This window comes from Caloranaerobacter sp. TR13, assembly GCF_001316435.1.
GTDB lineage: Bacteria > Bacillota > Clostridia > Tissierellales > Thermohalobacteraceae > Caloranaerobacter.
On sequence record NZ_JXLL01000007.1, the window covers coordinates 15,299 to 40,950 of the forward strand.

Genomic DNA, 25,652 nt, shown 5'->3' on the forward strand with positions numbered 1-25,652 from the left:
TTTTTTATCAACTACAAAAAAATCTTACAAATGTTTAACCAACTCATCAAAATCATTAAAAACTTTCAAACCAAGCTTTTTCATATTTTCTAAAATTTCAACAGCTTTTCCACCAACATAGTCAAAACTATCATATTCATTATTATTATTAAATAGATAAATAGTTTTTCCATCTTTAAAACCTTTATAAGCTGCTAGTAAATTTTTCAAATTGCCCGAACCATAAGGTACATTACAAAGTATTATAACATCACTTTTATCTATTACCTCCAAATTTTTTTCAAAAGCTTTATCACTAATAGCTGTAAAAGGTAACTCCTCCACTAACTCTAATGATAATTTTCTCCCTATTTCCCAATCCGTATCTCCTATATTAATAACTCCCAAAGACACTTGATATCCCAAAGAATCAAGTTTGCTTATTATCTCAACGCCTGTACCGCCACCACATATAACATGTACTTTCTTATCTAAAATACTAGTCTGAACCTTATTTTTTGATGTTAAAGGCATCAAATACGGACTATTAGTATATAAATCTTTAGTGATAACCACATTTAAATTATAAGCTGCTTCTATATTTTCATATGTAATTACTTCTTTAGGCTTGCCAATACTAAGTATTTCACCTTTATTAAGTAAAATCATTTTATTGCTATATCTTGTTGCTAAATTTATATCGTGTATAACAATCACTATAGTCATATTTTTTTCTTTATTTAGCTTTTTTAGTAGAGAGAGAATTTCTATCTGATGATTAATATCTAAATGTGATGTAGGCTCATCTAAAAGTATAATTTCAGGTTGTTGAGCTAAAGCCCTAGCAATAATTACTCTTTGCCTTTCTCCACCACTGATTTGATTAATACTCTTATCTTTTAAATGTAAAGTATCTGTAAGTTTTAATGAATCTTTTACTATTTGAAAGTCTTTATAACTTTCCTTTTGAAATCGACCTAAATATGGATTTCTCCCCATCAGAACTACATCAAATACTGAAAAATCATAAGCAATATTTGTATCTTGCAGCACTATAGCTACTTTTTTAGCAAGCTCCTTAACTTTATACTGTCTCAACTCTTTTCCATCTATTCTAACAAGACCTTTACTTGGTTTATCTATAGAAATCATATTTTTTAATAGCGTTGACTTTCCTGAACCGTTAGGACCTATTATACTAACAAATTCTCCTTTTTCAATTTTAAAATTAATATCCCTTAAAACTAAACTATCTCCATAGCTAAAATAAAGAGATTCAACTTCTATAGCTGGTTTCATCTATTTCACTCCTGAATTAATATGTTTTTTTCTTCTTTAGCAAAAGATATAGAAAAAATGGGCCACCAAACATAGCTGTAATAATACCTACAGGTACTTCTGTCGGTGATATTATTGTCCTAGCTATAGTATCTGCAAATATCATAAATATTCCACCAACTAAAGCAGAAGAAGGTAGTAAAATCCTATGGTCAGGACCTATAATGAGTCTTACAATATGTGGTATTATTAAACCAACAAAACCAATAATGCCACTTACTGAAACTACCATCGCTGTCATAAAAGCACATATAACTAAAATAATCAATTTTACTCTTTCTACATCTATTCCCATACTTTGTGCAGATTCTTCACCCATAAGCATAACATTCAAATCTCTCGAAAAGAAGTTCAATATTACTATTGAAAGCAAAACCGGTATTGCTACTGGAATTAATTCGTCCCATCCTTTTGAAGAAAAACTGCCTAAAGTCCAAAATATTATTTTACTTACATCTTTTGTATATATAACCATCAGAAAAGACATAATAGCCGTTAAAAGTTGTCCAACGGCTATTCCTGACAATAAAAGTGTATTTATCGGAACTTTATTCTTTGTCTTCGAAATAAAGTAAACTATAAAAGTAGAGACTATAGCTCCTAAAAAAGCACCAACTGAAATGCTTGAAAGTTTTAACAAACCAATATTTAGTCCTGAGACAATTATTATAGAAGCACCTAAAGCTGCTCCTGATGATATTCCAATAACATATGGATCAGCCATAGGATTCTTAAACATTCCTTGAAAAGCAGCCCCAACACTTGAAAGGGCTGCTCCTACTAATACACCTAATAATACTCTAGGCAATCTGACTTTTAAAATAATGATGAAATGAGATTGAGGTATTTCACTAACATTTATATAACTACCAATATAAGGCAACCTTGAACTCACTATCTTAATTGTATCTAATACACTTATATTAGCAGTGCCTATTGTAGCAAATATACAGACACTTATTACTAATACAATAAACAATGTTAAAAACACTATGCTTCTCTTACCTTTAATATTAGCTATTATTCTCATATGCATCACTACTCAATCCTATTTAAAAGCTTCTGGATGTATTTTTCTTGCTATTAATTCTAAACCATCTACTATTCTAGGTCCTGGTCTTGATATTATATTAGGATCTAATATATAAACCCTGTCATTCTTAATAGCATTTATATTTTCATATCCAATTCTTGCTTTTATACTGTCTACTGTCTTATCTTCTCTATCTTTCGCTGTCAAGTACACATCTGGGTTTCTTTCAATAAGCTGCTCTAAATCAAACTGAGGATATTTTCCTTGTGCATCTTTAGCAATATTTTCTCCACCTGCTAAATTAATAAGCTCATCAATGAAAGAGCCTGGGCCCGCTGCCATTAACGGTTGATCCCACACTTCATAAAACACTTTTACTTTTTTCTTTCCTGCAACTCTTGATAATACAAAATCTCTTTTTGTCATCATGTCAACTATAGTCATTTTAGCAGCTCTTCCACTATTAGTTATTTTACCTAATTCATCAATTAAATTAATTACATCATCTATAGACTCTGGCTCATAACTTAATACTTTAATACCAGCTTCCTTTAATCTCTTATTAACTTCTTCCTTGCCCTGTCCATATTGTATTACTAAATCTGGAGATAATTCTATTATTTTTTCAACATTCACATTAAAAGAATCTCCAACCTTTTCTTTATTTTTTGCTTCTTCTGGATAATCGCAATAATTTGATACACCAACTACTCTCTCTCCTAAGCCTATTGCAAATAAAATCTCAGTATGGCTAGGTGCTAAAGAAACTATTCTTTTAGGCTCATTTTCTATTGTCACTTTATTCCCAAAATCATCTTCTACTTCTAATGGATAAATTGTACCAGTAATATTAGATTCATTATTATTTATTTCACTTTTATCATCAATATTTTCTTCTTTCTTTTTAACACAACCTGTAAATGCGCCCATAATTAATACTAAAGATAATAATAAAACTAATACCTTAGCAAATTTGCTTTTAATCATCTTGCTCCCTCCGTTTATTATTTAATATTCGATTCCTTTTCTTGCTGATATGCCTTTTTCAAAAGGATGTTTAACCATTTTCATTTCACTAACTAAATCTGCCCTATCAAGTATAGCTTCAGGAACATTTCTTCCAGTTAATATAATTTCCATATTTTCAGGTTTAATGTCTAAAATATGTAAAACCCTATCTATTGAAACTAATTTGTTACTTATAACCCCCATAATTTCATCTAAAATAAGAATGTCACAATCATTTTTCTTAATTATTTCTTCAATAAACTCAAAAGCATTACTGATTTTTTTCTTTAATTCTTCCTTTTCAGCTTCATTCATGTTCCAAAAAAACTTTTTTGATTTATCAAATCTATATATTTCAAAATCTCCATTAAAATTTTTCGTACTAAATAATTCTCCAGAGTCACGCCCTTTTAGAAATTGTATCATCTTTACTTTGTAGCCATAGCCAACAGCTCTTAATCCTAATCCTAACGCTGCTGTAGTTTTTCCCTTACCATCCCCTGTATAAACTTGAATCAATCCCTTGTCCACCTTTCCTGCACCCCCTTCTTAGTAATACATAAAAATATCAACCCTATCAAAAGGATTAATTGAAAAAAATAACGCTCATAGACAAATCTTTAGAGAAAACATAGAATTATAATTTCGAAAAATCCTAACGCACCTAATCAAGACGTCCTGTCTTGTAGGATGCTGGCTTAGCGTCCTACTAAGCCTACGGATTTTTTTGAAATTCTTCATCAAGTTTTCTTTACTAAAGCTTTGTAATTATTCGCTTATACTTTTTTCAATCATTATAGTTTTTTTGTATACAATAAGTTTTTGAAGCCACAATATGATAATATCAAATTGTATTTATTTCTTCAAACTATTTTCTCTATATTTTTAATATAAAATTCTCTTTATTTACAGCTTCATCAACTTTTTTAACTACACTATTCTCATCACCTTTTAATACCATTACTTTAGTTTGTTTATCTTTTTTAGTTTTAATATTTACTGTTGAATCTTTAAACTTATCATTATCCATTATAATCCAATACAAATCCTGTCCTAATTTTTCAACATATAATTCTCCAGCCCTAATATATCTATCGTTAAACATGACATTACAACCTCTATTATTGCTAATAGAAATTTTTTCTACATTACTAGCAATAATACTATAAATATTTACCATTTTTTTGTGCCTTGCTCTCATAGTTCTTCTAGCTCTTCTGACATTTAAAATACTAGATAAAATACCCCCGCATTCCTTTAAAATCTCAACATGATCACTTTTTATTTTGTATCTATCTCCATATACTGTATAAACACTGTCCTCTATTACTGTTCCATCTCCTCTAATTGTATAAATTGCATATTTAGGCTTGCCATCAAACCATTTAATAGATTTAGGTACCTTTTCTACACACAAATACTTTTTAGTCTTTTTTCCTGTACCTGTTATAAGATAAATTTTTATGCTTTTTCGATACAATTCTTGTACGCTTTTATTTAAAATATTCAAGAACTCATTTTGACTACTGATTTGAGAAATAGGTATAAATCGCACAAATCTATTGTTGTTTTCTATAAATAGATAATCTCCATACTCATTACTAGGTAACAAATCTTTGATTGACGGAAAATAATTGTGCAACAAACTTAAATTATCCTTTTCTCTATGAATAATCTTTAGAACCCAAATAAAACCTTCCCATAGAATTTTATAAAATGTACTTTCGTTATATTCTTTATAAGGCAACTCTCCTCCTTCCCAAAAATAGTATGCATTTGCTGACCCACTATTAGGCGTTGCAATCATAACAAGTTTGTCTACATCGTTCTGATAATAATCACTCTGAATATATGCTCTTGCAACTATACCTCCCATACTATGACAAATAATATTAACTTTTTCTTTTTTTGTCTTCTCTTTTGCTTTTTTAATTACAGGAATTAAATATTTTTGTGCAGAATAAGCATTTTCTTTTCTCCAATCATAAAATGCTATAAAAAGATTTTCATCAAGCCTATATCCTAATTTATTAAGGTCTTCTATTATTGGTCTATACACATAGTCAGCTGGCCCAAATCTAAATTTTCCTGTGCCAGGAATTATATCACTACCAATAGAACCAAAAAGTCCAGGTATAAAAACTATTGGATATTCATCAGATTCTTTAATTAAACTCCTAAAAAAGAACATCCTACCACCTTCTATGTCTTTTTTTACATATTATGCAGTAGGATGCTAAAATGCACAAAAATAAAACTGCTAATTCTTAACAATATATTTTTCTTTCCTTACTTCTATTTTAACGCCTTCAAGCTTTAGTAATTTAATTTTATAATCGATTCCTCCTCCATATCCACCTATCTCTCTATTATTATTTATAACTCTATGACATGGAACAATAATAGGAATAGGATTTTTGTTATTTGCTCCGCCAACAGCTCTAAACCCGTTTGGTTTCCCTATTGCCAAAGCTATATCTTTATAAGACCTTACACTCCCATACGGAATCTTAATTAGCTGTTCCCATACTTTTTTCTGAAATTCTGTACCATAAAATTCTACTGGTATATCAAACTTTTTTAGTTTTCCTTTCAGATATGACTTTATTTGTAAACTATACTCTAGCTCTTCACCATTGTACTCACTAATTTCATCAAAATATATTTTAAGCCAATTAAAAAAATCCTTTTTTTCTTCAGTATGTAAACTTAACTTTACTAAACCTCTGCTAGTAAAAGCCAAATGAATTTCACCAAGCAAATCTGAATTGAAACTGTAATAATAGGCTCTCATTTAAGTTCCTACCTTTCTCCTTTAACTAAATACCATTGATCTCTCACTAGCTTGTCTAATCTTGGGTTATTCTTAATAGCTCTATTAGATATAACTCTACTAAACCATGTTAGAGCTTCTTCTCTATCTCCTAACCTTCTATGTAATTCTCCAATTAAATAAGCTAATGATAATTCATCAAAAGGAGATGAAGGAATATCTTCATTGTAATATGCATTCCTAAAAAGTTCTGCGCTTAATCTCAAGAATCTCTCCTCTTCCTTATCTCCATTCAGCCTATTCATCCAAGCTAGTCTTAAAGTTATATTTCCTAAGTCATATTTTTTAAAGTTTAATAGTTGACCACAATATAAAGCTAACTTATAACATGTAATTGCTTCATCAACACTTCTTTTTAAAGAAAACTCTCTTTTCATCCATTTATTTGATACATTCTGCTTAATTACTTCAATATCTTTGGATTTTATCTTATCAAACCTATCCTCTAGTGCAGCATATCCACACTCTGGACAAACAAACACGCTATATTTTAAAGGATTCTCGCCTTTATAATATGTAAAAAAATCAGTATCTCTTTTTTCAACTCTAAGTTTAGAACGCTTAACTTTACTCGTAGTAAAATCATTTTTACAAACAGGACATTTTATCTTTTTTGAATATAGCTCCTCCATTTTTCCCCTCCATATATTACTAATTATAGTGCAAAATCATTTGATTTAATTTGTTTTATCCTTTTGTTCAGGACCTATCTTAACAATTTCTTTTCTAGGTTTGTAATAATCACTTGATATAATTTCTGTCTTTATTTTTCTGCCATTTTCATAAACTTCCTTATACGTTTTAACTTTATACCCATATCTACCTTTTTGTAATATATTTTTTGTTCCAGGTTCTAATTTTTCATCAATTCTTATTTCCACTTCTGGTTCTAATACTTGAATAATCTCAGATTTTATCTTAACTTCTCTATTTTTATCCTTCTTACCAAAAATCGTTATTGTTAAATTATTATCTTTAACCTCCGAATGTATATATACAGGATAATTTGTATTATTACTAAATTTAAAATCTAAATAATCATATGCTACAGTTGCATCTAATCCTTTCTTAACATATGTCGCAGGTATAGAATGAGGATGTCTCTCTTCTATTTTAAGATTCGATAATAAAACTGCATTATATAATGTTGTAGAAACCTGACAAACTCCTCCTCCAATACCTGGTGTTAAATCTCCATCTAATATTATTTTAGCTTCTTTATATCCTGCATTAGCATCTCTAGGACCTGTAGTTTCATTAAAAGAAAAAATCTCTCCAGGTAAAAGAATTTTTCCATTAATACTACTAGATGCTAAATTAATATTATGTTTTCTTCCTGGACTACTGCCTGCAAATGTAGTAGTAAAACTTCCTAATCTATCTTTTATTTGCTTTAGCATGTTTTTAGTAATTTTAGGTTTTTCTAGATCAACTGGAATTTCTACAAAGCCACCTACTAATACTGCATTTATTATTCTACTTTTTAATTTCTCTCTATTAACCTTTCTGCCATATACTTCAGAAAATATTTTAAAACCATTTTTGCTATAAACTATATAAGCATCTTTACTTTCCACATTTATATCTTTTGAGACTTTATTAATTATATTTATCAACTTCATATCATTATACAATAAACCCATTTCTATATTATATCCATTAGCTCTAACATATAATATATCTCTAATTCTATTTATTATAGTACCTTGTCTACCAATTGAAAAAGCTTCGTTGGTAGCCTTGTAATAATCATAAGTAATACCAAGTTCTTTATATTCAATTATATACTTGTAATCTTGATAAATTAATTTAACAAATTTATTATTAAGCTTATAACCTAACTCTCTTTTTAGATGTATTATAGCATTATTTCTATCTAATCCACCTACATCTATATTGTTAATTTTAACACCTTTATATATAGTAGTTATATTTAATGAGATAAATATAAATAAAGTAAATAATAAAATTAAAACAACTAATATAATCAAAAATATTTTTACGAAATATTTATTTAAATCAAACATAATATGCCCCCTTAGACAGTAATATCAATATCTTATTAAATATTATTAATTAATTGATATTTATATGAAAATTAACTGTCTAAAAGAGGCCATCTGTATATCACTTTGCCCAATATATATTTATAGTATCACCATTTCTTAATTCTTGCATCAACTCAGCCTTTTTGCCATTTACTTCTAGCTTTAACATCCCCATAGGTTTTGATAAATCAAAATCGATATAATCAAAAATATCAACAAATATAAAACTCTCTTTTTCATAAGAAATAACTTTATCTTCACCATTAACTTTTAATGTAATTGTATTATGCCTATTAATTTTTTCAATATCTTTTTCTTCAACAGAAATTTTATCATTATTTTTAAGTTCACAATCACTTGATACTTTATTACCATTAACAAATATTTCATTTTCTTCAGTACTTATATTTCGTTCCATTAGCAACTCAAATAAAGTCTTTATTTCATCATATACAATTTCATCATTTTCATTGATTATAATATTTTTATCTACCTCTATTCCATTTACAACTATTTTTTTGATTAAACCTATTTTCTCCCCATTTAAAAATACACATTTATTTATATCTACTAAATCATAAAGTCTAGGTATTACTTTTTTACCTTTCGTAGCTGCTTCAATAATAACTTCATCTCCATTATCTAATTTATGCTCTAAATTAGCAGGTTTTCTATTAACAAATATCTTTGCTGCTTGTCCAACCTCTCCTTTAATTATTTTTTCTTTACCATTTATAAAACATTTAAAGTTATCTCCTCTCTTAGGTATAAGATTTCTTGGATTATATCCAATAAGTACAAGCACATCTGATACTTTCACCTTTTTAGAATTGAACAGCTTTACCTTTTTGCCATTGACGATTATCTCTAAAAAATCTTTATATTTACTTTGTATTGCAGTAATAGCTATTCCTATTGGAGTAATTGCATGAGGTCCATTTAATTCTTCTGGTATACCCTCTATATTTTCAATAGAATTTGTATCTCTGATAGCAACTCTCTCTTTTGGTAAATTTAAAAAATTAGCAACCAAATCAGGTAGCCTTGGTATATTACTACCCCCCCCTATCAAAAAAACGGCGCTAGGAGATTTATCGTTATATTCAAGTATTCGTTTTGCAATTTCTTTTGCTAAATTTTCAATAGATTCTGTTATGCTATCTAATATTTCTTCACTTGTAAGCTCATGTTCTATTCCAACTATATCTGTAAATTTATGTTTGATTTCCTTATTTAGATTTACTTTTAATTTTTCAGCAGTATCATAATCTAGTAAATAAGTTTTTGCAATTTGTTCCGTAATTTCATCTCCAGCAATAGAAGCCATTGCGTATGCTACTATTGTTCCATCTTTGGTAATTGCTATATCTGAGGTTCCAGCACCAATGTCAACAAGAGCAAGATTTAATAGCCTAAGATTTTTCTTAATAGCTACATTAATAGCTGCAATTGGTTCTAAAGTAATATTTATTACTTCTAAGTTTACTCTATTCATTACCGTATATAAACTATCTACAACTACATGAGGTAAAAATGTAGCTAACAAATCGACACCTATTTTACTTCCTCTATGCCCTTCCAATTTTTCTATAAAATTATCATCTAGATAATAATTTACTACTGTATAACCAACACAATAATATTTAGATTCTTCCATACCTTTATTAGACTCTAATAGTTCTTGTGCCTTTTGTACAGCTTCCATTTCTAAACTTTCTATCATTGTTTTATCTATTTCTGCTCCTATTTCTGTATTTCTATCAACTCTTACTCTGTAAGTCTTAAGTGCCCTACCTGCTGCAGCTATTGCAACTTTATCTAATTTTTTACCAACTTTGTTTTCTAAACTTTGTTTTACTTCCTTAACTATTTTAGCAACACCGTTTATATCATGAATTTGCCCATCATACATGCTTCTTTCTTCATGCTCTTTGATTTCACTGGCTATAATTTTAAATATTCCTTCATCATCATAGATTCCTACTAATCCAATAACAGTTCTTGTTCCTATATCTAAAGAAAAAATCAATCTTTCTTTATCTATATTAGAAATCTCATAGACCACTTGAAACACCCCTTTTATATTTTAACCAATTAAACCTATTCTCCATAAATCACTATAATTCCTTTTATAATGTCAAAAAAAGTCCCTTAATGGGACTTTTCAGATAATTTACTTCTGTTCATCTAATTTTTTAATAGCTTCATCACAAATTTTTTCTAATTTCTTATATGAATCTCTGATAAAATATCTAGGCTTTTTTTGATAAAATGAATTTTCTTCATAAAAGTCGGTAAGCGTCGTATATAATCTAGTACTTGCTATTTTCTTCAATACTTGCCTGTCATAATCAGAAAACCCTTCTTTACTCAAAACAAATGATCGTTCTAATCTATATATATATCCTTCTAACTTAATAACGTCAAAATCAAAATTACTGTTTAACTCCCCAGCAAATCCCAATGGAAGATCACACAAATTCAATTTTCTTTCAATATCATTTAAAGTTTGTATTACATATCTTCTGTCTTTAAGTTTTTCTTCATCTACCTTAACCAGTTTATCTTCTAATTCTGATAGAATAATATTAACTGTTCCAGCAGCACTAAAATTACTTATTTTCAAAAATCTATCAATCTTTTTTTGTTTATCAAACAATGTACTTAATAAAAAAATATTAAGCAAAATAGATATGCATAGTAAAATAGGCAAACTTTTATTAATAAGTTCTTTTATCTTCATATAATTAGCTATCCCCCTGAACCTAATTTCCTTTATCCTCAATCTGCTCTAGTATAATAGTTCTAGGCAAAAATCCATATTTCTCATAAAATGATAGAACTTCTTCATTACCTACACTTACTCCTATACATATTGATTTGACCTTATTTAATTTCATCCAATCTAGTGCATTTTTCATAAACTTATTACCAATTCCCTGCTTTCTATAATCTGGTTCAATATATAGCGATTCAATTTCTCCTATATTTCTATCATTTATTGTACTAATGCAATAACCAACATTTTTGTTTTTCTCTATATCTCTTGCAATTTCAATTTTCATGAGACCTTTTTTAGCTTTATCTATTAATCCTTTTTTTCTAACTTCAAATGAAAATTTTGAAAATTTTTTTGAAAAGTGTTTTGAATTATTCTTATGATACTTATTTAACTTCTCCCATAGAAATCCAATGCTATCTAATAAATCTTCATTGCCAGATATATACTCAATTTTTTTCATTTTGTACCTCCATATTTTAAAACTTTTCTTTTTAGTAAGATAATGTATCATTTCTATTCATTTTTATTTATGAGATTTAAAACAATATCCCCTCCATCCAATTCATCTTCTAACTGATTTGTAAATAAAACTATAAAATCCTTTTTCTTTTTTAAAATTCCTTTTGCTGTTGATGTTTTTAATTTGAGCATTTTTCTATTACAAAAATCAATTTCAAAATTTCTTACTCTATCTAATAACTGATTAAAAAAGAATGGAGAATTATTATCAACTCGATTAGCTGCCATAAATATTGAAAGTACACCAATTTCATCTAATATATCCGCATCTTTTAACACTTTACAGCAAAAGTCATCTTCATAATTGTCTTTATTTGAATGAGTTTCAATCATATAAAGAAGTTTTTCAACATCTTTTATCTGAGAAGATATTTTATAATTCTTATCTAACCAACTTTCAACTATTTCTGCTCCAATTTTGGCATGTTGCTGCCTATCATCAAATCTACCTATATCATGAAGAATAGCAGCAGTGCGCAATAACTCAACTTCCTCACTACTTATTTTTTGTTTTTCACCTTTAAGAATTTTCATTACATATGATTCAACTCGAAATGAATGGTATACAACAAACTCCCAGCCTTTTCTCCAAGGGTAATTAGTTTCATTTGTGTATTCTTTTTCTCTCAAATATGTAATAAGGTATTTTCGTGCTTCACTTACAGCAATACTCTCCATGTACTTTTCCTCCTTACTTGAACGATATTTTCTTTTGTATACTTATAATAAATTCAGGTTGTCAAAAACCTAGTAGATTTTGTTGAAATTTATAACAGAATTTGTAACAAACTATGAAAGCCAAAGGGAGAGCTTAATTCTGATATAGCTCTCCATTCTACTAACCTATAGTAATCTTATTTAACCTTCTTTTATCGGCATATATAAATCAAGTTGAAGATTTACAATTAATTCATCAACAGCCTTTTCATTTATATCTTCATCATTCAATAAATGTTTTTCCAGACATTGATGTGTACCAAACTCATATCCATACTCATCTCTATCAGGGCTAGGACTAGGGTTATCAAATCCAAAATATCTGTGATTATTATCTCCATTAAGTAAATTATTCCTTTTTGCCCAATTAAGTACTTTAGTAATCGCTATTATTTCTGGACTCTTTCCATATGCATGATAGTAAGCTACACGCATAGGTTTTAATTCTTTTAGTACCTTTATGTCAGGATATTTATCTTCAATTCCATGAGTTTCAAAATATTTCTCCATTAAATTCACCCTTTCCATGCTTTTAATTTCTTTTTTTAATTTCCGATATCTCCCAGGAGTTATTTCAAAATAATTTCTAAATGCTCTTGTGAAGGCTTCTTGAGACTCGTACTGATAGTCTAATGCTATATCTATAATTCTTTTTTTAGTATTTAATAGTTCATTAGCTGCACAGGATAATCTTCTTTTTCTTATATAATCTTTAACTGTATGACCTACAAGAGCGTAAAACATTCTATAAAAGTTCGAAATAGACATGTATGATTCCTGTGCAACCATTTCAATTTCAATTGAACTTTTTAAATTTTCTTCAATATAATCCAAAGATCTTTGAATTCGTTCATAATAATTCATTCTCAATTCACCTTCTATAATAAAAATAGCATGAAAAGAGCAAATGATTTTGATATTTTTTACAAAACTTAAAAACTTAATAACCCCATATTAATTTGTTAAAAAAGCTACGTGGTTTTTTAGAAAAATATTTTCCTCCGTAATATAAATCCATAAGACCCTTTGGAACATATTCACCCCTTATAAGTAACTTTATTCGCTCTACTCTATTAGAATTAGCTTCTGGATTTTTTATCACATTAAACTTATTTGGAGCTATTATCATAGCAACTAGTGATATATATTCCTCTTCACTTAATTGACTAAATGGTTTTCCAAAATATCTTTCTGAAGCATTTGCGAAACCATAGATTGGATTTCCATCTAATTTACCTAAATATACATAATTGATAAATAATTTAAGTTGATCATCTTTTGATACTAAAGGATTCAATGCAAAGCGGGCTATTAATGTCTGCTTAATTTTTGCAATGCCAGGTCTAAAATTCTCAAAATAAAACTTTTTAACTAAACCTTGAGTTATTGTTGTTATTCCAGCACCTGGAGTTTTAAAATCTATACCTTTATGATTATAAAAATTAGGATCTTCTACTTTTAAAAGAATATCTATTTGTTCTTTTGATAAATCATTTAATTCTAAAACAATTTTCTCTGAGTTTAATGCTCTACTAATTATCGTAGGTGTATTTTTACGAGCTATAACTACTATCGTTGTATAATAGACAAAAATACTCACTAGAAATATTAAAAATACTGTAAATAATAAATGTTTTATTGACCTAAATCTAAAAAATTTCATAAAAGTTCTCCTTTCCTTAATTTCTTAATCATATGAATATTTTTAGTTCTCATAAAACCAATCTTTTTATAATAATCAAATGCCCTTTTATTTGAAGGAGTTACCTCTAATTGTAGAGCTATTGCTCTATCCATAAAACACTTAGATATAAACTCTATAAATCTAGTAGCAATACCTTGGTTACGCCAATTTGGTTTTACATATAATTCATCAATATGTACAATATCTCCACCATATTCATTACTCCAATAAAAAATCAAGACTGAATACCCTACTATCTTTGATTGTTCTTCGAAAACAATAATTTTTCCCTTCTCAGGATGCTTAAATAAATGCTTAAAAGTCATCATAATCTTTTCTTTACATATAATTTCTCCATCTGGATCTTCAGCATAAAGTGCAATAATCATCTCTTCAACTTCTGCTCTGTCTTCAATTCTCATTAATCTAAAATCTACTTCCATTCCCCCCAACTCCTTTAAATATCTAATAATAGCATCGTATAAGTTTTAATTAGATTTATTATCCAACTTTTTTATTATTTCAGATAATTTCATATCAATTTCTTTAAGCCTTAGCTCCATTTTGTCAATTTTTTCTTCATCCTTTTTAATCAATTTCGGCATTTCATATACAACTCTATAAATCATATAACCAATTAAAAATAGTATCATTACAATTTCACTCATGTATTATTCAACCTTTCTATTAAATAATTAATATTTTTTCTCAAATTTTCTGTGCCCAAAAGCCATTCTTATACTTATAATAACAACAGCTATTGTATACGGTATTGTTGTATTAATATCAAAAATCATTCCTATAATTGATATAACTATAATAATAAAACTCATTAAAAATAAATAAAAACCTGTAAATCTAGCAAGTCCTTCTTTGTCTGCAACTCTTTTTTCATTATATCCTGCTATCAACCAAAGCTTTTTATATCGCCATATCATATATCCAAAATATATAAAAATAAATCCTGATAGAAAAAATATAAAATTTAATAAAAACATATTTTATGCCTCCTTAAAAAATAAATAAGTAAGAATGTCTCGATTTCTTTTATTTATAAACTCCTTTTCCTTAATCATTCCTAATTTTTCAGCTACTCTTATTGAAGCGTAATGATTATATGGCATATTTGCTATAATTCTTTTCATCCCTAGCTCTTTAAAACCATATTCAAGACATGCTTTTGCTGCTTCTGTACCATATCCCTTCCCCCAATATTTTGAATGAATTATATATCCTAAATCATTTTCTATCTTGCCATCTATTTCAAGTATTAAAAATCCACAATCACCTATTATTTCCCGACTGTTTTTTAATTCAATTATCCATCTACCAAACCCAAATTTTTTATAGTTCTCAACATTTCTATTAATCCAGTTCTTTACCTGTTCTGGCGAAAAAGGCTTTGGCCAAAACTGCATAGTAACAGGGTCACAAAGTACCAATTTTAATGCTTCATAATCATTCATATTCATTTTTCTTATCAATAGTCTTTCTGTTTCAATCATCTAAAGCACCTCATTTTAAACAGTAAATCATATATAAAAACTTTTTATATTACGATTAACTTTATTAACAGTTGAAATATAGCTCCATAATGCTAATTTATTTTTATTGATATACCTATAAATATTCACTAATATCTTATTTTAACAATATAATGTCTTGTATTTTTTCAACTTGTATATGATGAATATAAATATTTATATAAACTTCAATAAAGGCTTATGTGAATTGCAAAGTAATTTTGAGAATAAATGTAAATTAGTGAGTTTTTGTTCAAAATTAAGGGGGCAATCCGGCATATAACGGTCTGAATGTTTGAGATGTACAGCTGATGTTATTTCTTCCACCAATTAAATTGTCGCCCAAACTTCTTAATATTTTCACTAAAAACATACTTAAGATTTTCTTTATTTACTACTTCTCTCATAATATCAATTTGTATATCTATATCTTTTGTCGGAAAGTCTGAACCGAAAAAAATCTTATCATATCCAATTTCTTCAAATATTAGTTTTACTTTTTCAATGCCAATATTCTTTTTTAAAATTGGTAATACTCCTGAAGTCTCAAAGTAAACATTATCGTAATTTAACCACGGCATTAAATTAAAATATGGTACTCCTCCAAAATGGGCAATTATAAAACTTGTCTTATGAAAAACTCTAACTATCTTTTCAATATATTTTGGATGAGAATTTTCTATTAATCCTGGTGATGAACCTGGATAACAATGAATCATAACAGGTATATTTATCTCCCCAGCTAATCTATATATAGCCAATAGTCTCCAGTCGTCTCCATTAACTCCTAAGTTCTGTAAATGAATTTTTATTCCTTTTAAACCCCTTTCATACAATTCAATTATTTTTGTTTCTATTTTTTTAATCCCACCCGCATAATGCATTTTACTTATATCTATATCAATGAATCCTACTATGTCTTTGTCATTTTTAATTATACTAATCATATAATCATTCATTTCATCAACAGGTTGCCAAGATATATCATTAATAGGAACAAAAACAGCTTTGTCTATACCCCTATTTTTCAATCCTTCTCTTACTGTTTTATAGCTAGTATCTACTTGTCCTCCACACATAATACCACATGCCAGAGAATGTACATGTGCATCTATTATTTCCATAGGTTTACCTCCTTTTTAATTTCAGCTAGCTCTAGTATTTACGAACTTTAGTTCACTTTTTAATATAATATAGTAGGGGTTACGAATATAGGTTTGTTAATATCTACTTACGTATGTTTTTATACTATTATTTATCCTCCATACCCCCATCTCCTTTCAATTCTTAAGTAAACTATCTGTTCAATACAGTGATTTTGGCTTTACAATATCTATTGAAATTCTCCATTTATTAGCAAATTCCTCTAAAATTTTAATTTTTGATTAATTTAAAAGACAACAAAAATGAAATAAGAGGCATGGAGAAAAACTTACAAAACCTATTTATTCTCTATGCCTCAAACATATACAATATTTTAATTATATATTTTTATAATAAAGGCAATATTTTGTTAGTGGGCAAATCTCACATTTTGGTCTTCTTGCTTTACAAACTCTTCTTCCATGATATATAAGCCAGTGATGAGCATCTGACCAAAGTTTTTGTGGGATGTTTCTCATTAAATCTTTTTCTGTATCATAAGCATTATCACTTGAAGCCAAACCAATCCTATTAGATACTCTAAAAACATGAGTATCTACTGCTATAGCATCTTCCCCAAAAACATTACTTAATACAACATTAGCTGTTTTTCTACCAACCCCTGGTAGCTTCATTAACTCTTCTCTGCTATTAGGAACTTTACTGTCATATTTGTTTACTAAAATCTCACAAGTTTTTAGTATGTTCTTACTTTTATTTCTATAAAAACCACAGCTTTTTATCATCTTACCTAATTCTTCTTCAGTCAGCATAAGATAGTCTTCTGGCTTTTTATATTTCTTAAATAGTTTCTCTGTAATTTGATTGACTCTTTTATCAGTACATTGAGCTGCTAATATAGTGGCTATCAATAATTCAAAAGCATTTGAATAATTAAGTTCTGATTTAGCTTCTGGATAAAGCTCACTTAATATTTTAAGTATTTCACTTATTTCATTTTTATTAAGTATTGTTTTCATATATCTCGTCCTTCCTTTTAACTATTTGTAGCTTTACATCTTACACTAATTACATTCCAATTACAATATCTCTATGTCATAATTTGTTATTTCAACTCTCCCATCATTTTCAATAAAATTGATAACATTTGAAATAATACTATTTGTATGAGCTGTATCGTTACTAACACAGGCAAATCCTATTATGGATTTTCTCCAAGTATCATTTAAACCTACTTCAGCAATAGAAACGTTAAACCTTGATTGAATTTTCCCTATAATACTCTTCACTACCTGTCTTTTATCCTTTAGTGAATTTGCTTCATATATAAACAATTCAATTGTACAAGCTCCAATTATCATACCCTCACCTCAATCATTTTAGCTTTTTGTTGTATTTCATTTTATCATATAAAAATCCACTACCTCAATAAAATTGAAATTGGGGGCAAGCTAAATTCTCAGCCATTTCCAATCATTCATAAATAATGTTTTAGATTTTTTTCATCATAAATTAATGTTTTAAGCAATCTTATATTTTACTATGTAACTATTTATTATAAATATACATAAGCTGTTATTAGCAAACTGTGTAGAGGAGGATTTATTTATGAACCTTAATAGAATAAAAAATACATTAAATACAACACGTATCTGTGGAGGAAATATTTTTAAAAATGCCATAGCTATATCAAATGTTGCTTATGCAGATAAATCTCCTGATTCTATTATTCTTGTAAACGGAGAACTATTTCAGGACGCTTTTGCTGCTACGTCTCTTGTTCATTTTCCACGTAACGCTCCAATTCTCTTTACTCATATGAACTATATTGATTTTGATACCGTAAAACAAATCCTAAAATTAAGACCTAAGGGTGTAAATGGAATACAAATTTTCATAGTTGGCGGAGTTCCATACATTGTTGACCAACAACTTATGATGATGGGATTTAAAATCAAGAGAATATCGGGTACTAACATTTTAGAAACATCAGCCAAAATAGCAGAATATCTAAACTTTCCACAAAATATTATGATTGTATCAGGAGAAAACTATAAGGAGGGATTGTGTGCCTGTGCCTGGGCAGCACATATGGGAGATATTATATTGTTCACTACAAAATACCAGCTACCGTTATATACACGTAATGTAATTCAGGCTACTAAAAATCCTAATGTATTTATTATAGGTAGTACCAAAACTATATCGAATAAAGTTGAGGATGAGATACGTAAACTAAACGTGAAATTTGTAGATCGCATTTCTGGTAATACCCCTTATGAAATTGCTGTTAATTTTGCAAATTATAAGAGCCCAGATGGCGAATTCGGATGGGGAAGAAATTATAAGGGAGGTCATGCCTTTACTTTTACATCTATACAAAACCCTTTCGATAGTGTTTCAAGCTCTGTTTTTGCACATTTAGGGAAGCATACTCCAACACTTGTAGTAGCTAAAGATAGATTTCCAGAAGTAACTCGTAACTATATCGAATCAGTGAAACCATTACCTGCACCCAAACCTCAACCTCCTTTCATGCACGGATGGATTATAGGATGTGAAAATACAATCTCTTCAAAGGTACAAATTGAAATTGAAAGATCACTTTCAATAGATTATTAGCCCTAATACAAATAGATCAATTTAACCACAAGTTTACCACAGATTTTGAAATTTTATAATTTCTTACTTAAAAAATTAAGGCGCCACATTGGCACCTTATATTATTTTAATATATTCATTTCCTTTCCAACTTTTTCAAACGCTGCAACTGCTCTGTCCAATTGTTCTTCAGTATGTCCAGCAGTTACCATGCATCTTACCCTACCAGTTCCTTTAGGCACAGTTGGATATACTATACCTGATACGAAAACTCCATTTTCAAATAACTTTCTACTAAATTCCATTGTCTTAGCTTCATCTCCAATTATTACAGGAGTTATTGGAGTTTCACTATTTCCTGTATTAAATCCTAATTGACCAAGTTTTTCTTTGAAGTATCTTGCGTTTTTCCATAATCTATCAGTATATTCTGTAGTTTCCATAAGCATTTTAATAGCTTCGATTATAGCTCCTACTGCTGCTGGTGGTAAAGCAGTACTGAACAATATTGGTCTTCCTCTATGATTTAACCATTCTTGCATTGTCTTGCTTCCTGCAACATAACCACCAATAACACCAATAGCTTTTGATAATGTACCAATACTGAAATCTACTCTACCATGTAAACCAAAATGGTCAACAGTTCCTCTACCACTTTCACCTAAAACTCCTGAACCATGAGCATCATCAACATAAGTCATAGCTTCATATTTTTCAGCAAGTTCTACTATTTCAGGAAGTTTAGCTATGTCTCCATCCATACTGAATACACCATCAGTAATAATTAAGATATTTCTATATTTATCTCTGTTTTCTTTTAAAACTTTTTCTAAACTGTCCATATCTGAATGCTTATATACAGCTCTATCAGCCTTACTCAATCTACAACCATCTATAATACTTGCATGATTCAATTCGTCAGATACTATCAAGTCACCTTTTTCAGTAATAGCCTGAATTGTACCTGCATTACAATTAAATCCTGATTGGAATACCATAGCTGCTTCTTCTCTTTTGAATTTAGCAAGTAATTCTTCTAATTCTTCATGTAAATCCATATTACCTATTATAGTTCTTACTGCTCCTGCTCCAACACCATATTTTTCAACTGCTTCAATTGCAGCTTTCTTAAGTCTTGGATGGTTTGCAAAACCTAAATAGTTATTAGATGAAAGATTTATAACTCTTTTACCATTAAGTATTACCTCTGCTTCATTTGCTCCTTCCAATATCGGTAATTTTCTATAAACTCCTTGGTCTTTTAGCTCTTGAATTTTTTCTTTCAAGAATGTTAACTCATGCACATTACTCATAGTTTTACCTCCTTAAAAATAAATTATTTATTAGGATATAATACTACCTTTCCACAATTACCACTCTTCATTAGCTCCATACCTTTTTCAAATTCTTCTAATGGTAATTTATGAGTAATTATAGGCTCAAGATTTAAGTTGCCTGAAGCAAGTAGTCCTTTTACTTGATGCCATGTATCATACATTCTTCTACCAACTATACCTTGCATTGTTATCCCTTTGAATATAATATCATTTGCAAAATCTAGCTCAACATTTTTAGCAGGAATTCCAAGTAATGACATTCTTCCACCTAACTTGATATATTTAAATGCTTGCTTTATTGCCGTAACATTACCAGACATTTCTGCAATAACGTCTACTCCATATCCAGAAGTTTCCTCTAGTACTCTTTCGATAACGTTTTCCTTGATTGGGTTTATAACAACATCAGCTCCCATTTTTTTAGCTAATTCTATTCTGTATTCATTTACTTCAATAGCAATAACCTTCGAAGCACTTGCCGCTTTTGCAACAGCTACAGCCATTAATCCTATTGGTCCACAACCTACAACAGCAATACTCTTTCCAACAATTTCACCAGCTAATACAGTATGTACTGCATTACCTAATGGTTCTTGTATTGATAGTAATTCTACAGGAACATCTTTATCATTTACCCAAGCATTACTTTCAGGTATTGCTACATATTCTGCAAATGTACCATCAGTATCAACACCTAATATTTCAGTGTTTACACAGATATGTGCATTACCTGTTGTACAAAGAGGACAAACTCCACACACAATATGAGTCTCAGCTGAAACTATATCTCCAACTTTTACAGATTTTACATTACTACCAACCTCTACAACTTCACCAGCAAATTCATGGCCCATTACTCTTGGTGGTTTAATCCTTTTTTGTGACCATTCATCCCAGCTATAAATATGATAATCTGTACCACATATAGAAGTCGCTAAAACTTTAACCAAAACATCATTAGGTCCTATTTTAGGTATATCTTTTTCTGCAAGCACTGCTCCAACACCAGGTTTATCCTTTAACACAACTTTCATTTTACCGTTCATATACTTGACCTCCCTAAAAATAATATATTAAATCAAAATACATAACCAATATTAATATACCACATTTAAAACCATTTTTCCTTCATTGATAAATATTTTTAATATTTTGTCATATTTTTAACATAATTAATCTACTATCCTATCAAAATAGTCAATAAGTTTATGTATCTCTTCTTTGATCTCTATTGATTTTTCTTTTTCTAAATGTGATAGTAACATTTTTTTCCCTAGCTTCCTATCTATTTTCATTAATGCCCAAGCTGAATACTCCCTAATCATTAGACTTGAATCTCCTAAAGCTTTACTTAGTAGCTCTATAGCTCTTTTATCTCTTAAGTTGCCCAATGCTATAATACAATTTCTTTTTAAAATATTTTTCCCTCTCCAACTCCCTGCCATATGACCATATTTCCTTTTAAACTCTTTGTTTGATAAATTAAACATTTCAACAATATCTAAATATCCACCTGTTACTTTTGGAATAAACTCTTTAGTTTTACCTTTTCTAGCATTCTTATTCTTTGGACAAACTAATTGACAAGTATCACATCCATATATTTTAGTATTCATTTTATCTCTTAATTCATATGGAATTTTCTCTTTTGTTTGCGTAAGATATGAAATACACTTTTTAGGATTTAAAATATAATCATCTTCTAGTGCTTTTGTTGGACAAGCATCTAAGCAAAGTCTGCAATTCCCACAATTACTAACAGATTCACTATCAACTTCAATCTCAAGATTAGTTATAATATACCCAATAAAAATAAAAGAGCCATATTCATCATTTATTATTAAGCAGTTTTTACCATACCAACCTATCCCTGCTCTTTTAGCTATTTCTCTATCTACTAGAGGACCAGTATCAACAAAAATTTTATATTCTATATCTTTAATCTTTTTCAAATGACTAACTAATGATTCTAATTTTCCATATAACACATTGTGATAATCTATTCCCCATGAAGATTTGGAAAGTCTACCTTGTAAAATATTCTCTTTATCATTATTATTAAAATCGATATTATATGAGAGGCCAGCAGCAATTATCGTTTTTGCTGATGACATAATTTTTTTAGGATTAATCCTTGATTCTATATCTATTGACTCAAATTCTGTTACATACCCTTTCTGTTTTCTGAGTACTAAATATTCCTTCATCTCATGAAATGGCTCTGAACTGCAAAACCCTATTATATCTAATCCAACTTCTATTGCTTTTTCTTTTATAAATTTCTTTAAATTCATCATACTCATCCTTTAATCTGTTATTCCATCACCATCTTTAGGATACTCAACTGCTAATGTAGTAACTCCTTTAATAGGCCATATCTTTGTTAAAGCTTTCCCCTTAATATTTTCTATTGGTACAAATCCAAAAGTCCTACTGTCATTACTATTATTTCGATTGTCACCTAAAACAAAAACATAGCCCTTTGGCACAGTCCCCTGTAAAATATTATAATCTCTTTCTATATATTTTTCATCTCTTATGTATTTTTCTATCAGAAGTTCATCATTTATGTATACATGATTACCTACAATCTTAAACTTATCACCTTCTACTGCAATAACTCTCTTAATAAATAGTTCATCTTTCCTATTCTTTAGTGGTGGTTTAAAAATAATTATATCTCCACGTGAAGGTTTTTTATAGATATATGATAATTTATTAATAAGTAACCTGTCATTATTGTTAATTGTATATAGCATAGATCCTCCTTTTACTAAAGTAATGCCTATTATATACTTCTCAATTAAAACAGTTATCACCAATGTAATAAATATAATTTTTAAACAATCAGTAAAAATATTAATTTTGTTTTTATTTATCATAACATCACTTCCTATTACTCCTATTTTTCCCTAACTTTAAATACTACTTTAAAGTTTTGCCTATTATTGGATATATTATAATTGGAATTCCCAATAATAAGAGGTTTTGTTTCAAAAGATTATAGACCCTTTTAAAAAATATTCGAATAGCTTTTAAAAAATTCAATACAATTTTAAAAAGAGAGTATTTCTACTCTCCAATAACGGTTCTAAAGATTATCATAAGTATTAATCCTATGATAAATCCATATGTGGCTAACATCTCATTATTATTACAGTGACTTTCTGGTATTAATTCATGCGAAACTACATAAAACATAGCTCCTGCAGCTATTGAAAGTATAAAAGGCAGTAATTTATCTGTTAATCTTGCAGCAAAAAAGCCTATAGCAGCAGCAATAGGTTCTCCTATTCCTGTTAAAAAAGAAAAAAGAAGTGCTTTACCTCTTGGATATCCACCTTCAATTAATGGTGCAGCAACTACTAGCCCTTCTGGAATATTTTGAACTCCTATAGCTAACGCTAAACTTAAACCTGTACTTACATTTCCAGTTCCATATCCGACTCCTATAGCAAAACCTTCTGGTACATTATGAATAGCAACAGCTATTGCCAAAAGTATATTTTTTTTAAGCACGCTACTATCATCATTTTCATCATAGTTTTTTGTATGTGTATGAGGTATAAGATGCTCTATAAAGGTCAATATCATCGTTCCTATTATTATACCTCCAATAACACTTAACAAGTTGCCATCTTTTAAAGCTGGCTGTATTAAATTAAATGAACTTGCAAATACCATAATACCACTAGCAAAACCTAAAAGCCCATCCTTTAAAGCTTGTGGAACTTTTTTTATAAATAAAAAAGGTAATGCTCCTACTCCAGTGCATAAACCTACCAATATACTTACTAATATTCCTTGCACTAAAAATCCCTCCTGCTAATCATATATATATTATCTTTATACATTGGTAAGTTTATTCATATATATTAGATATACAACTTTTCTAAACATTATCAAACTTATAAGCAATACCTTTATTTATTTCAACTTTCTTGATAGTTAATGTATATAAAAACTTATTGTTGAAAAAAATAACAAAAAAATGAATTAAGGGGAATTAATATGCAACAAAATCATCTTCTTGAATTACATGTTTTGCTATTTATATCAATAGGTATCTTAGTCGGCTTTATAAGTAGATGGTGGATGCTCAGAGGAGATGTAAGACAATACCCTACTTTCCCAAATGGATATTTAATTCATTTAACAACAGGCTTTATAGCAGCAGCTATTGGAGCAGTTGCTTATCCAGCTCTATTGGGTAAAAACTACGTTGCTGTAACTTTTTTAGCTTTAGCTATACAGCAATTTAGAGATATTAGAAAGATGGAAAAAGAAACTCTTCATTCACTTGAAAGAGATAGTTATGCTCCTAGAGGTGAATCTTACATTGATGGTATAGCTAAAACCTTTGAGGCCAGAAATTATATTGTTATGATTGTTTCTCTCACAACTACTATATCTGCATTTATGATAAGAAAATATATCAAAACTAATTTCATAATATTAATTCTTGCAGCAGTAATTGGCTTTATTGTTGCAAGTCTTCTTAAGCAATACACTAAAGGACATACACTAAAGGATATTATTACTATAGAAGAAGCCCCTCTTGAATTCAAAGACGGATCAAATTTATATGTTGGAGATATTTTCGTAATGAATGTTGGTTTATCTGCTACTAGAGAAAGGATATTAAAAAATGGAATTGGAGTTATATTGAAACCTAAAGGTGATAATGAAAAAATAATATTAAATCATCAAGGACAGAGAACAGCCATTATTCATGAATGTTCTAGACTACTTGGACTTGAAAGATATGTATCTACTAGAAGAAATTTTGATACAGGAGAATTAGCTTTAGTTATCGTTCCCATTGTTAAAGATACAGATAAGTTGAAAGAAATTATTCTTAATGTTCCTATACTTGAAATGAATAAAAAAAGACAAGAAAAAACTAAATAAAATCAAAGGAGAGTTTAATATAAATGAAAGAAAGCCAAACAAGAAGTATATTAGCTGTTGTTACTCTAGACAAAAATTTAGTAATTCACTCAAGTGCTCCTACTTTTTTAGCCAAGGACAAAGAGTCTCAAGAGAAAATAGCTTCTGAACTAGGTAGAGTATTAGCAGGTAATGTTTATGGTTTAGCTAATGGAGTTATTATAATAACCCAAGAATAAAATACCTCGGGCATAAA

General features: G+C 28.9%; 29 protein-coding genes. 3 read left to right on the forward strand and 26 right to left on the reverse strand.

Annotation, left to right across the window (positions count from 1 at the left end; all coding sequences use genetic code 11):
• Positions 1–24: 24 nt before the first annotated feature.
• The 21 genes from TR13x_RS06675 to TR13x_RS06775 form a co-directional block, all read right to left on the reverse strand.
• Positions 25–1,278 (reverse strand): ABC transporter ATP-binding protein, encoded by a 1,254-nt coding sequence (locus TR13x_RS06675; protein ID WP_054871139.1) that lies wholly within the window; start codon positions 1,276–1,278, stop codon positions 25–27.
• Between the two features lie 16 nt (positions 1,279–1,294).
• A complete protein-coding gene (locus TR13x_RS06680; protein ID WP_054871199.1) occupies positions 1,295–2,347 on the reverse strand; it encodes an iron ABC transporter permease in 1,053 nt (350 codons plus the stop codon).
• An 18-nt stretch (positions 2,348–2,365) separates the two neighbouring features.
• Positions 2,366–3,337, reverse strand: a complete 972-nt coding sequence (locus TR13x_RS06685; protein ID WP_054871140.1) for an ABC transporter substrate-binding protein — start codon at positions 3,335–3,337, stop codon at positions 2,366–2,368.
• Between the two features lie 21 nt (positions 3,338–3,358).
• Positions 3,359–3,889 (reverse strand): cob(I)yrinic acid a,c-diamide adenosyltransferase, encoded by a 531-nt coding sequence (locus TR13x_RS06690; protein WP_054871141.1) that lies wholly within the window; start codon positions 3,887–3,889, stop codon positions 3,359–3,361.
• Positions 3,890–4,235: 346 nt separating this feature from the next.
• Positions 4,236–5,549 carry a lipase/acyltransferase domain-containing protein gene (locus TR13x_RS06695; protein ID WP_054871142.1) on the reverse strand — a complete coding sequence of 438 codons (1,314 nt, stop codon included), beginning with the start codon at positions 5,547–5,549 and terminating at the stop codon, positions 4,236–4,238.
• 69 nt (positions 5,550–5,618) lie between these two features.
• Positions 5,619–6,152 carry a methylated-DNA--[protein]-cysteine S-methyltransferase gene (locus TR13x_RS06700; protein WP_054871143.1) on the reverse strand — a complete coding sequence of 178 codons (534 nt, stop codon included), beginning with the start codon at positions 6,150–6,152 and terminating at the stop codon, positions 5,619–5,621.
• An 8-nt stretch (positions 6,153–6,160) separates the two neighbouring features.
• Positions 6,161–6,823: a DUF2225 domain-containing protein gene (locus tag TR13x_RS06705; protein WP_054871144.1), complete on the reverse strand. Its 663-nt coding sequence runs from the start codon at positions 6,821–6,823 to the stop codon at positions 6,161–6,163.
• Positions 6,824–6,868: 45 nt separating this feature from the next.
• Positions 6,869–8,218, reverse strand: coding sequence for a VanW family protein (locus TR13x_RS06710; RefSeq protein ID WP_054871145.1), 1,350 nt, complete (start codon positions 8,216–8,218; stop codon positions 6,869–6,871).
• Between the two features lie 100 nt (positions 8,219–8,318).
• Positions 8,319–10,304, reverse strand: coding sequence for a cell division protein FtsA (locus TR13x_RS06715; RefSeq protein WP_054871146.1), 1,986 nt, complete (start codon positions 10,302–10,304; stop codon positions 8,319–8,321).
• 108 nt (positions 10,305–10,412) lie between these two features.
• Complete coding sequence (locus tag TR13x_RS06720) at positions 10,413–10,982, reverse strand: hypothetical protein (protein WP_054871147.1); 570 nt, start codon at positions 10,980–10,982, stop codon at positions 10,413–10,415.
• Positions 10,983–11,004: 22 nt separating this feature from the next.
• Positions 11,005–11,481 (reverse strand): N-acetyltransferase, encoded by a 477-nt coding sequence (locus tag TR13x_RS06725; RefSeq protein ID WP_054871148.1) that lies wholly within the window; start codon positions 11,479–11,481, stop codon positions 11,005–11,007.
• Between the two features lie 53 nt (positions 11,482–11,534).
• Entirely contained in the window at positions 11,535–12,218 is a 684-nt protein-coding gene (locus TR13x_RS06730; RefSeq protein WP_054871149.1) for an HD domain-containing protein, read from the reverse strand.
• Positions 12,219–12,398: 180 nt separating this feature from the next.
• A complete protein-coding gene (locus TR13x_RS06735) occupies positions 12,399–13,121 on the reverse strand; it encodes a helix-turn-helix transcriptional regulator (protein ID WP_054871150.1) in 723 nt (240 codons plus the stop codon).
• Positions 13,122–13,197: 76 nt separating this feature from the next.
• Positions 13,198–13,920, reverse strand: coding sequence for a biosynthetic peptidoglycan transglycosylase (locus TR13x_RS06740; protein ID WP_054871151.1), 723 nt, complete (start codon positions 13,918–13,920; stop codon positions 13,198–13,200).
• The gene (locus tag TR13x_RS06745; RefSeq protein ID WP_054871152.1) at positions 13,917–14,384 is read right to left on the reverse strand and encodes a GNAT family N-acetyltransferase; all 468 of its coding nucleotides are present in this window, start codon (positions 14,382–14,384) and stop codon (positions 13,917–13,919) included. The genes TR13x_RS06740 and TR13x_RS06745 overlap by 4 nt, the downstream gene beginning before the upstream one ends.
• A gap of 45 nt (positions 14,385–14,429) precedes the next feature.
• Positions 14,430–14,609: a hypothetical protein gene (locus TR13x_RS06750; protein ID WP_054871153.1), complete on the reverse strand. Its 180-nt coding sequence runs from the start codon at positions 14,607–14,609 to the stop codon at positions 14,430–14,432.
• A 27-nt stretch (positions 14,610–14,636) separates the two neighbouring features.
• Complete coding sequence (locus TR13x_RS06755; protein ID WP_054871154.1) at positions 14,637–14,939, reverse strand: DUF3784 domain-containing protein; 303 nt, start codon at positions 14,937–14,939, stop codon at positions 14,637–14,639.
• A gap of 3 nt (positions 14,940–14,942) precedes the next feature.
• Positions 14,943–15,446, reverse strand: coding sequence for a GNAT family N-acetyltransferase (locus TR13x_RS06760; RefSeq protein WP_054871155.1), 504 nt, complete (start codon positions 15,444–15,446; stop codon positions 14,943–14,945).
• 332 nt (positions 15,447–15,778) lie between these two features.
• Entirely contained in the window at positions 15,779–16,588 is an 810-nt protein-coding gene (locus TR13x_RS06765) for an amidohydrolase family protein (RefSeq protein WP_054871156.1), read from the reverse strand.
• A gap of 357 nt (positions 16,589–16,945) precedes the next feature.
• On the reverse strand, positions 16,946–17,587 hold the full coding sequence (nth, locus tag TR13x_RS06770) for an endonuclease III (RefSeq protein ID WP_054871157.1): 642 nt from the start codon (positions 17,585–17,587) through the stop codon (positions 16,946–16,948).
• A 60-nt stretch (positions 17,588–17,647) separates the two neighbouring features.
• Positions 17,648–17,929, reverse strand: coding sequence for a DUF503 domain-containing protein (locus TR13x_RS06775; RefSeq protein ID WP_054871158.1), 282 nt, complete (start codon positions 17,927–17,929; stop codon positions 17,648–17,650).
• A gap of 247 nt (positions 17,930–18,176) precedes the next feature.
• Here TR13x_RS06775 and TR13x_RS06780 point away from each other — a divergent pair, with 247 nt between their 5' ends.
• The gene (locus TR13x_RS06780) at positions 18,177–19,190 is read left to right on the forward strand and encodes a cell wall-binding repeat-containing protein (protein WP_054871159.1); all 1,014 of its coding nucleotides are present in this window, start codon (positions 18,177–18,179) and stop codon (positions 19,188–19,190) included.
• Positions 19,191–19,291: 101 nt separating this feature from the next.
• Here the strand turns inward: TR13x_RS06780 and TR13x_RS06785 are convergent, their stop codons facing one another.
• The 5 genes from TR13x_RS06785 to TR13x_RS06805 all read right to left on the reverse strand — a co-directional run bounded on the left by TR13x_RS06785 (position 19,292) and on the right by TR13x_RS06805 (position 24,316).
• Positions 19,292–20,482 (reverse strand): glycine C-acetyltransferase, encoded by a 1,191-nt coding sequence (locus TR13x_RS06785; RefSeq protein WP_054871160.1) that lies wholly within the window; start codon positions 20,480–20,482, stop codon positions 19,292–19,294.
• A gap of 23 nt (positions 20,483–20,505) precedes the next feature.
• Positions 20,506–21,552: an L-threonine 3-dehydrogenase gene (gene tdh, locus TR13x_RS06790; protein ID WP_054871161.1), complete on the reverse strand. Its 1,047-nt coding sequence runs from the start codon at positions 21,550–21,552 to the stop codon at positions 20,506–20,508.
• A gap of 126 nt (positions 21,553–21,678) precedes the next feature.
• The gene (queG, locus tag TR13x_RS06795) at positions 21,679–22,800 is read right to left on the reverse strand and encodes a tRNA epoxyqueuosine(34) reductase QueG (protein ID WP_054871162.1); all 1,122 of its coding nucleotides are present in this window, start codon (positions 22,798–22,800) and stop codon (positions 21,679–21,681) included.
• Between the two features lie 12 nt (positions 22,801–22,812).
• Positions 22,813–23,388 (reverse strand): signal peptidase I, encoded by a 576-nt coding sequence (gene lepB, locus TR13x_RS06800; RefSeq protein ID WP_054871163.1) that lies wholly within the window; start codon positions 23,386–23,388, stop codon positions 22,813–22,815.
• A 190-nt stretch (positions 23,389–23,578) separates the two neighbouring features.
• Positions 23,579–24,316, reverse strand: coding sequence for a ZIP family metal transporter (locus TR13x_RS06805; protein ID WP_054871164.1), 738 nt, complete (start codon positions 24,314–24,316; stop codon positions 23,579–23,581).
• 201 nt (positions 24,317–24,517) lie between these two features.
• Here TR13x_RS06805 and TR13x_RS06810 point away from each other — a divergent pair, with 201 nt between their 5' ends.
• Positions 24,518–25,417 carry a YIEGIA domain-containing protein gene (locus TR13x_RS06810; RefSeq protein WP_054871165.1) on the forward strand — a complete coding sequence of 300 codons (900 nt, stop codon included), beginning with the start codon at positions 24,518–24,520 and terminating at the stop codon, positions 25,415–25,417.
• A 23-nt stretch (positions 25,418–25,440) separates the two neighbouring features.
• Positions 25,441–25,635: a capping complex subunit for YIEGIA gene (locus TR13x_RS06815; protein ID WP_054871166.1), complete on the forward strand. Its 195-nt coding sequence runs from the start codon at positions 25,441–25,443 to the stop codon at positions 25,633–25,635.
• Positions 25,636–25,652 lie beyond the last annotated feature (17 nt).

Excerpts from the sequence above, each read along its gene's own strand:
- TR13x_RS06775 (WP_054871158.1), bottom strand. The coding sequence starts at position 17,929 with ATGATAATTGGAGCTTGTACAATTGAATTGTTTATATATGAAGCAAAT.
- TR13x_RS06745 (WP_054871152.1), bottom strand. The coding sequence starts at position 14,384 with ATGGAAGTAGATTTTAGATTAATGAGAATTGAAGACAGAGCAGAAGTT.
- TR13x_RS06720 (WP_054871147.1), bottom strand. The coding sequence starts at position 10,982 with ATGAAGATAAAAGAACTTATTAATAAAAGTTTGCCTATTTTACTATGC.
- TR13x_RS06780 (WP_054871159.1), top strand. The coding sequence starts at position 18,177 with ATGAACCTTAATAGAATAAAAAATACATTAAATACAACACGTATCTGT.
- TR13x_RS06810 (WP_054871165.1), top strand. The coding sequence starts at position 24,518 with ATGCAACAAAATCATCTTCTTGAATTACATGTTTTGCTATTTATATCA.
- TR13x_RS06685 (WP_054871140.1), bottom strand. The coding sequence starts at position 3,337 with ATGATTAAAAGCAAATTTGCTAAGGTATTAGTTTTATTATTATCTTTA.
- TR13x_RS06750 (WP_054871153.1), bottom strand. The coding sequence starts at position 14,609 with ATGAGTGAAATTGTAATGATACTATTTTTAATTGGTTATATGATTTAT.
- TR13x_RS06700 (WP_054871143.1), bottom strand. The coding sequence starts at position 6,152 with ATGAGAGCCTATTATTACAGTTTCAATTCAGATTTGCTTGGTGAAATT.
- TR13x_RS06725 (WP_054871148.1), bottom strand. The coding sequence starts at position 11,481 with ATGAAAAAAATTGAGTATATATCTGGCAATGAAGATTTATTAGATAGC.
- TR13x_RS06785 (WP_054871160.1), bottom strand. The coding sequence starts at position 20,482 with ATGAGTAATGTGCATGAGTTAACATTCTTGAAAGAAAAAATTCAAGAG.
- tdh (WP_054871161.1), bottom strand. The coding sequence starts at position 21,552 with ATGAACGGTAAAATGAAAGTTGTGTTAAAGGATAAACCTGGTGTTGGA.
- nth (WP_054871157.1), bottom strand. The coding sequence starts at position 17,587 with ATGAAAACAATACTTAATAAAAATGAAATAAGTGAAATACTTAAAATA.
- lepB (WP_054871163.1), bottom strand. The coding sequence starts at position 23,388 with ATGATAAATAAAAACAAAATTAATATTTTTACTGATTGTTTAAAAATT.
- TR13x_RS06705 (WP_054871144.1), bottom strand. The coding sequence starts at position 6,823 with ATGGAGGAGCTATATTCAAAAAAGATAAAATGTCCTGTTTGTAAAAAT.
- TR13x_RS06675 (WP_054871139.1), bottom strand. The coding sequence starts at position 1,278 with ATGAAACCAGCTATAGAAGTTGAATCTCTTTATTTTAGCTATGGAGAT.
- TR13x_RS06680 (WP_054871199.1), bottom strand. The coding sequence starts at position 2,347 with ATGAGAATAATAGCTAATATTAAAGGTAAGAGAAGCATAGTGTTTTTA.
- TR13x_RS06735 (WP_054871150.1), bottom strand. The coding sequence starts at position 13,121 with ATGAATTATTATGAACGAATTCAAAGATCTTTGGATTATATTGAAGAA.
- TR13x_RS06740 (WP_054871151.1), bottom strand. The coding sequence starts at position 13,920 with ATGAAATTTTTTAGATTTAGGTCAATAAAACATTTATTATTTACAGTA.
- queG (WP_054871162.1), bottom strand. The coding sequence starts at position 22,800 with ATGAATTTAAAGAAATTTATAAAAGAAAAAGCAATAGAAGTTGGATTA.
- TR13x_RS06815 (WP_054871166.1), top strand. The coding sequence starts at position 25,441 with ATGAAAGAAAGCCAAACAAGAAGTATATTAGCTGTTGTTACTCTAGAC.
- TR13x_RS06730 (WP_054871149.1), bottom strand. The coding sequence starts at position 12,218 with ATGGAGAGTATTGCTGTAAGTGAAGCACGAAAATACCTTATTACATAT.
- TR13x_RS06765 (WP_054871156.1), bottom strand. The coding sequence starts at position 16,588 with ATGGAAATAATAGATGCACATGTACATTCTCTGGCATGTGGTATTATG.
- TR13x_RS06710 (WP_054871145.1), bottom strand. The coding sequence starts at position 8,218 with ATGTTTGATTTAAATAAATATTTCGTAAAAATATTTTTGATTATATTA.
- TR13x_RS06695 (WP_054871142.1), bottom strand. The coding sequence starts at position 5,549 with ATGTTCTTTTTTAGGAGTTTAATTAAAGAATCTGATGAATATCCAATA.
- TR13x_RS06755 (WP_054871154.1), bottom strand. The coding sequence starts at position 14,939 with ATGTTTTTATTAAATTTTATATTTTTTCTATCAGGATTTATTTTTATA.
- TR13x_RS06760 (WP_054871155.1), bottom strand. The coding sequence starts at position 15,446 with ATGATTGAAACAGAAAGACTATTGATAAGAAAAATGAATATGAATGAT.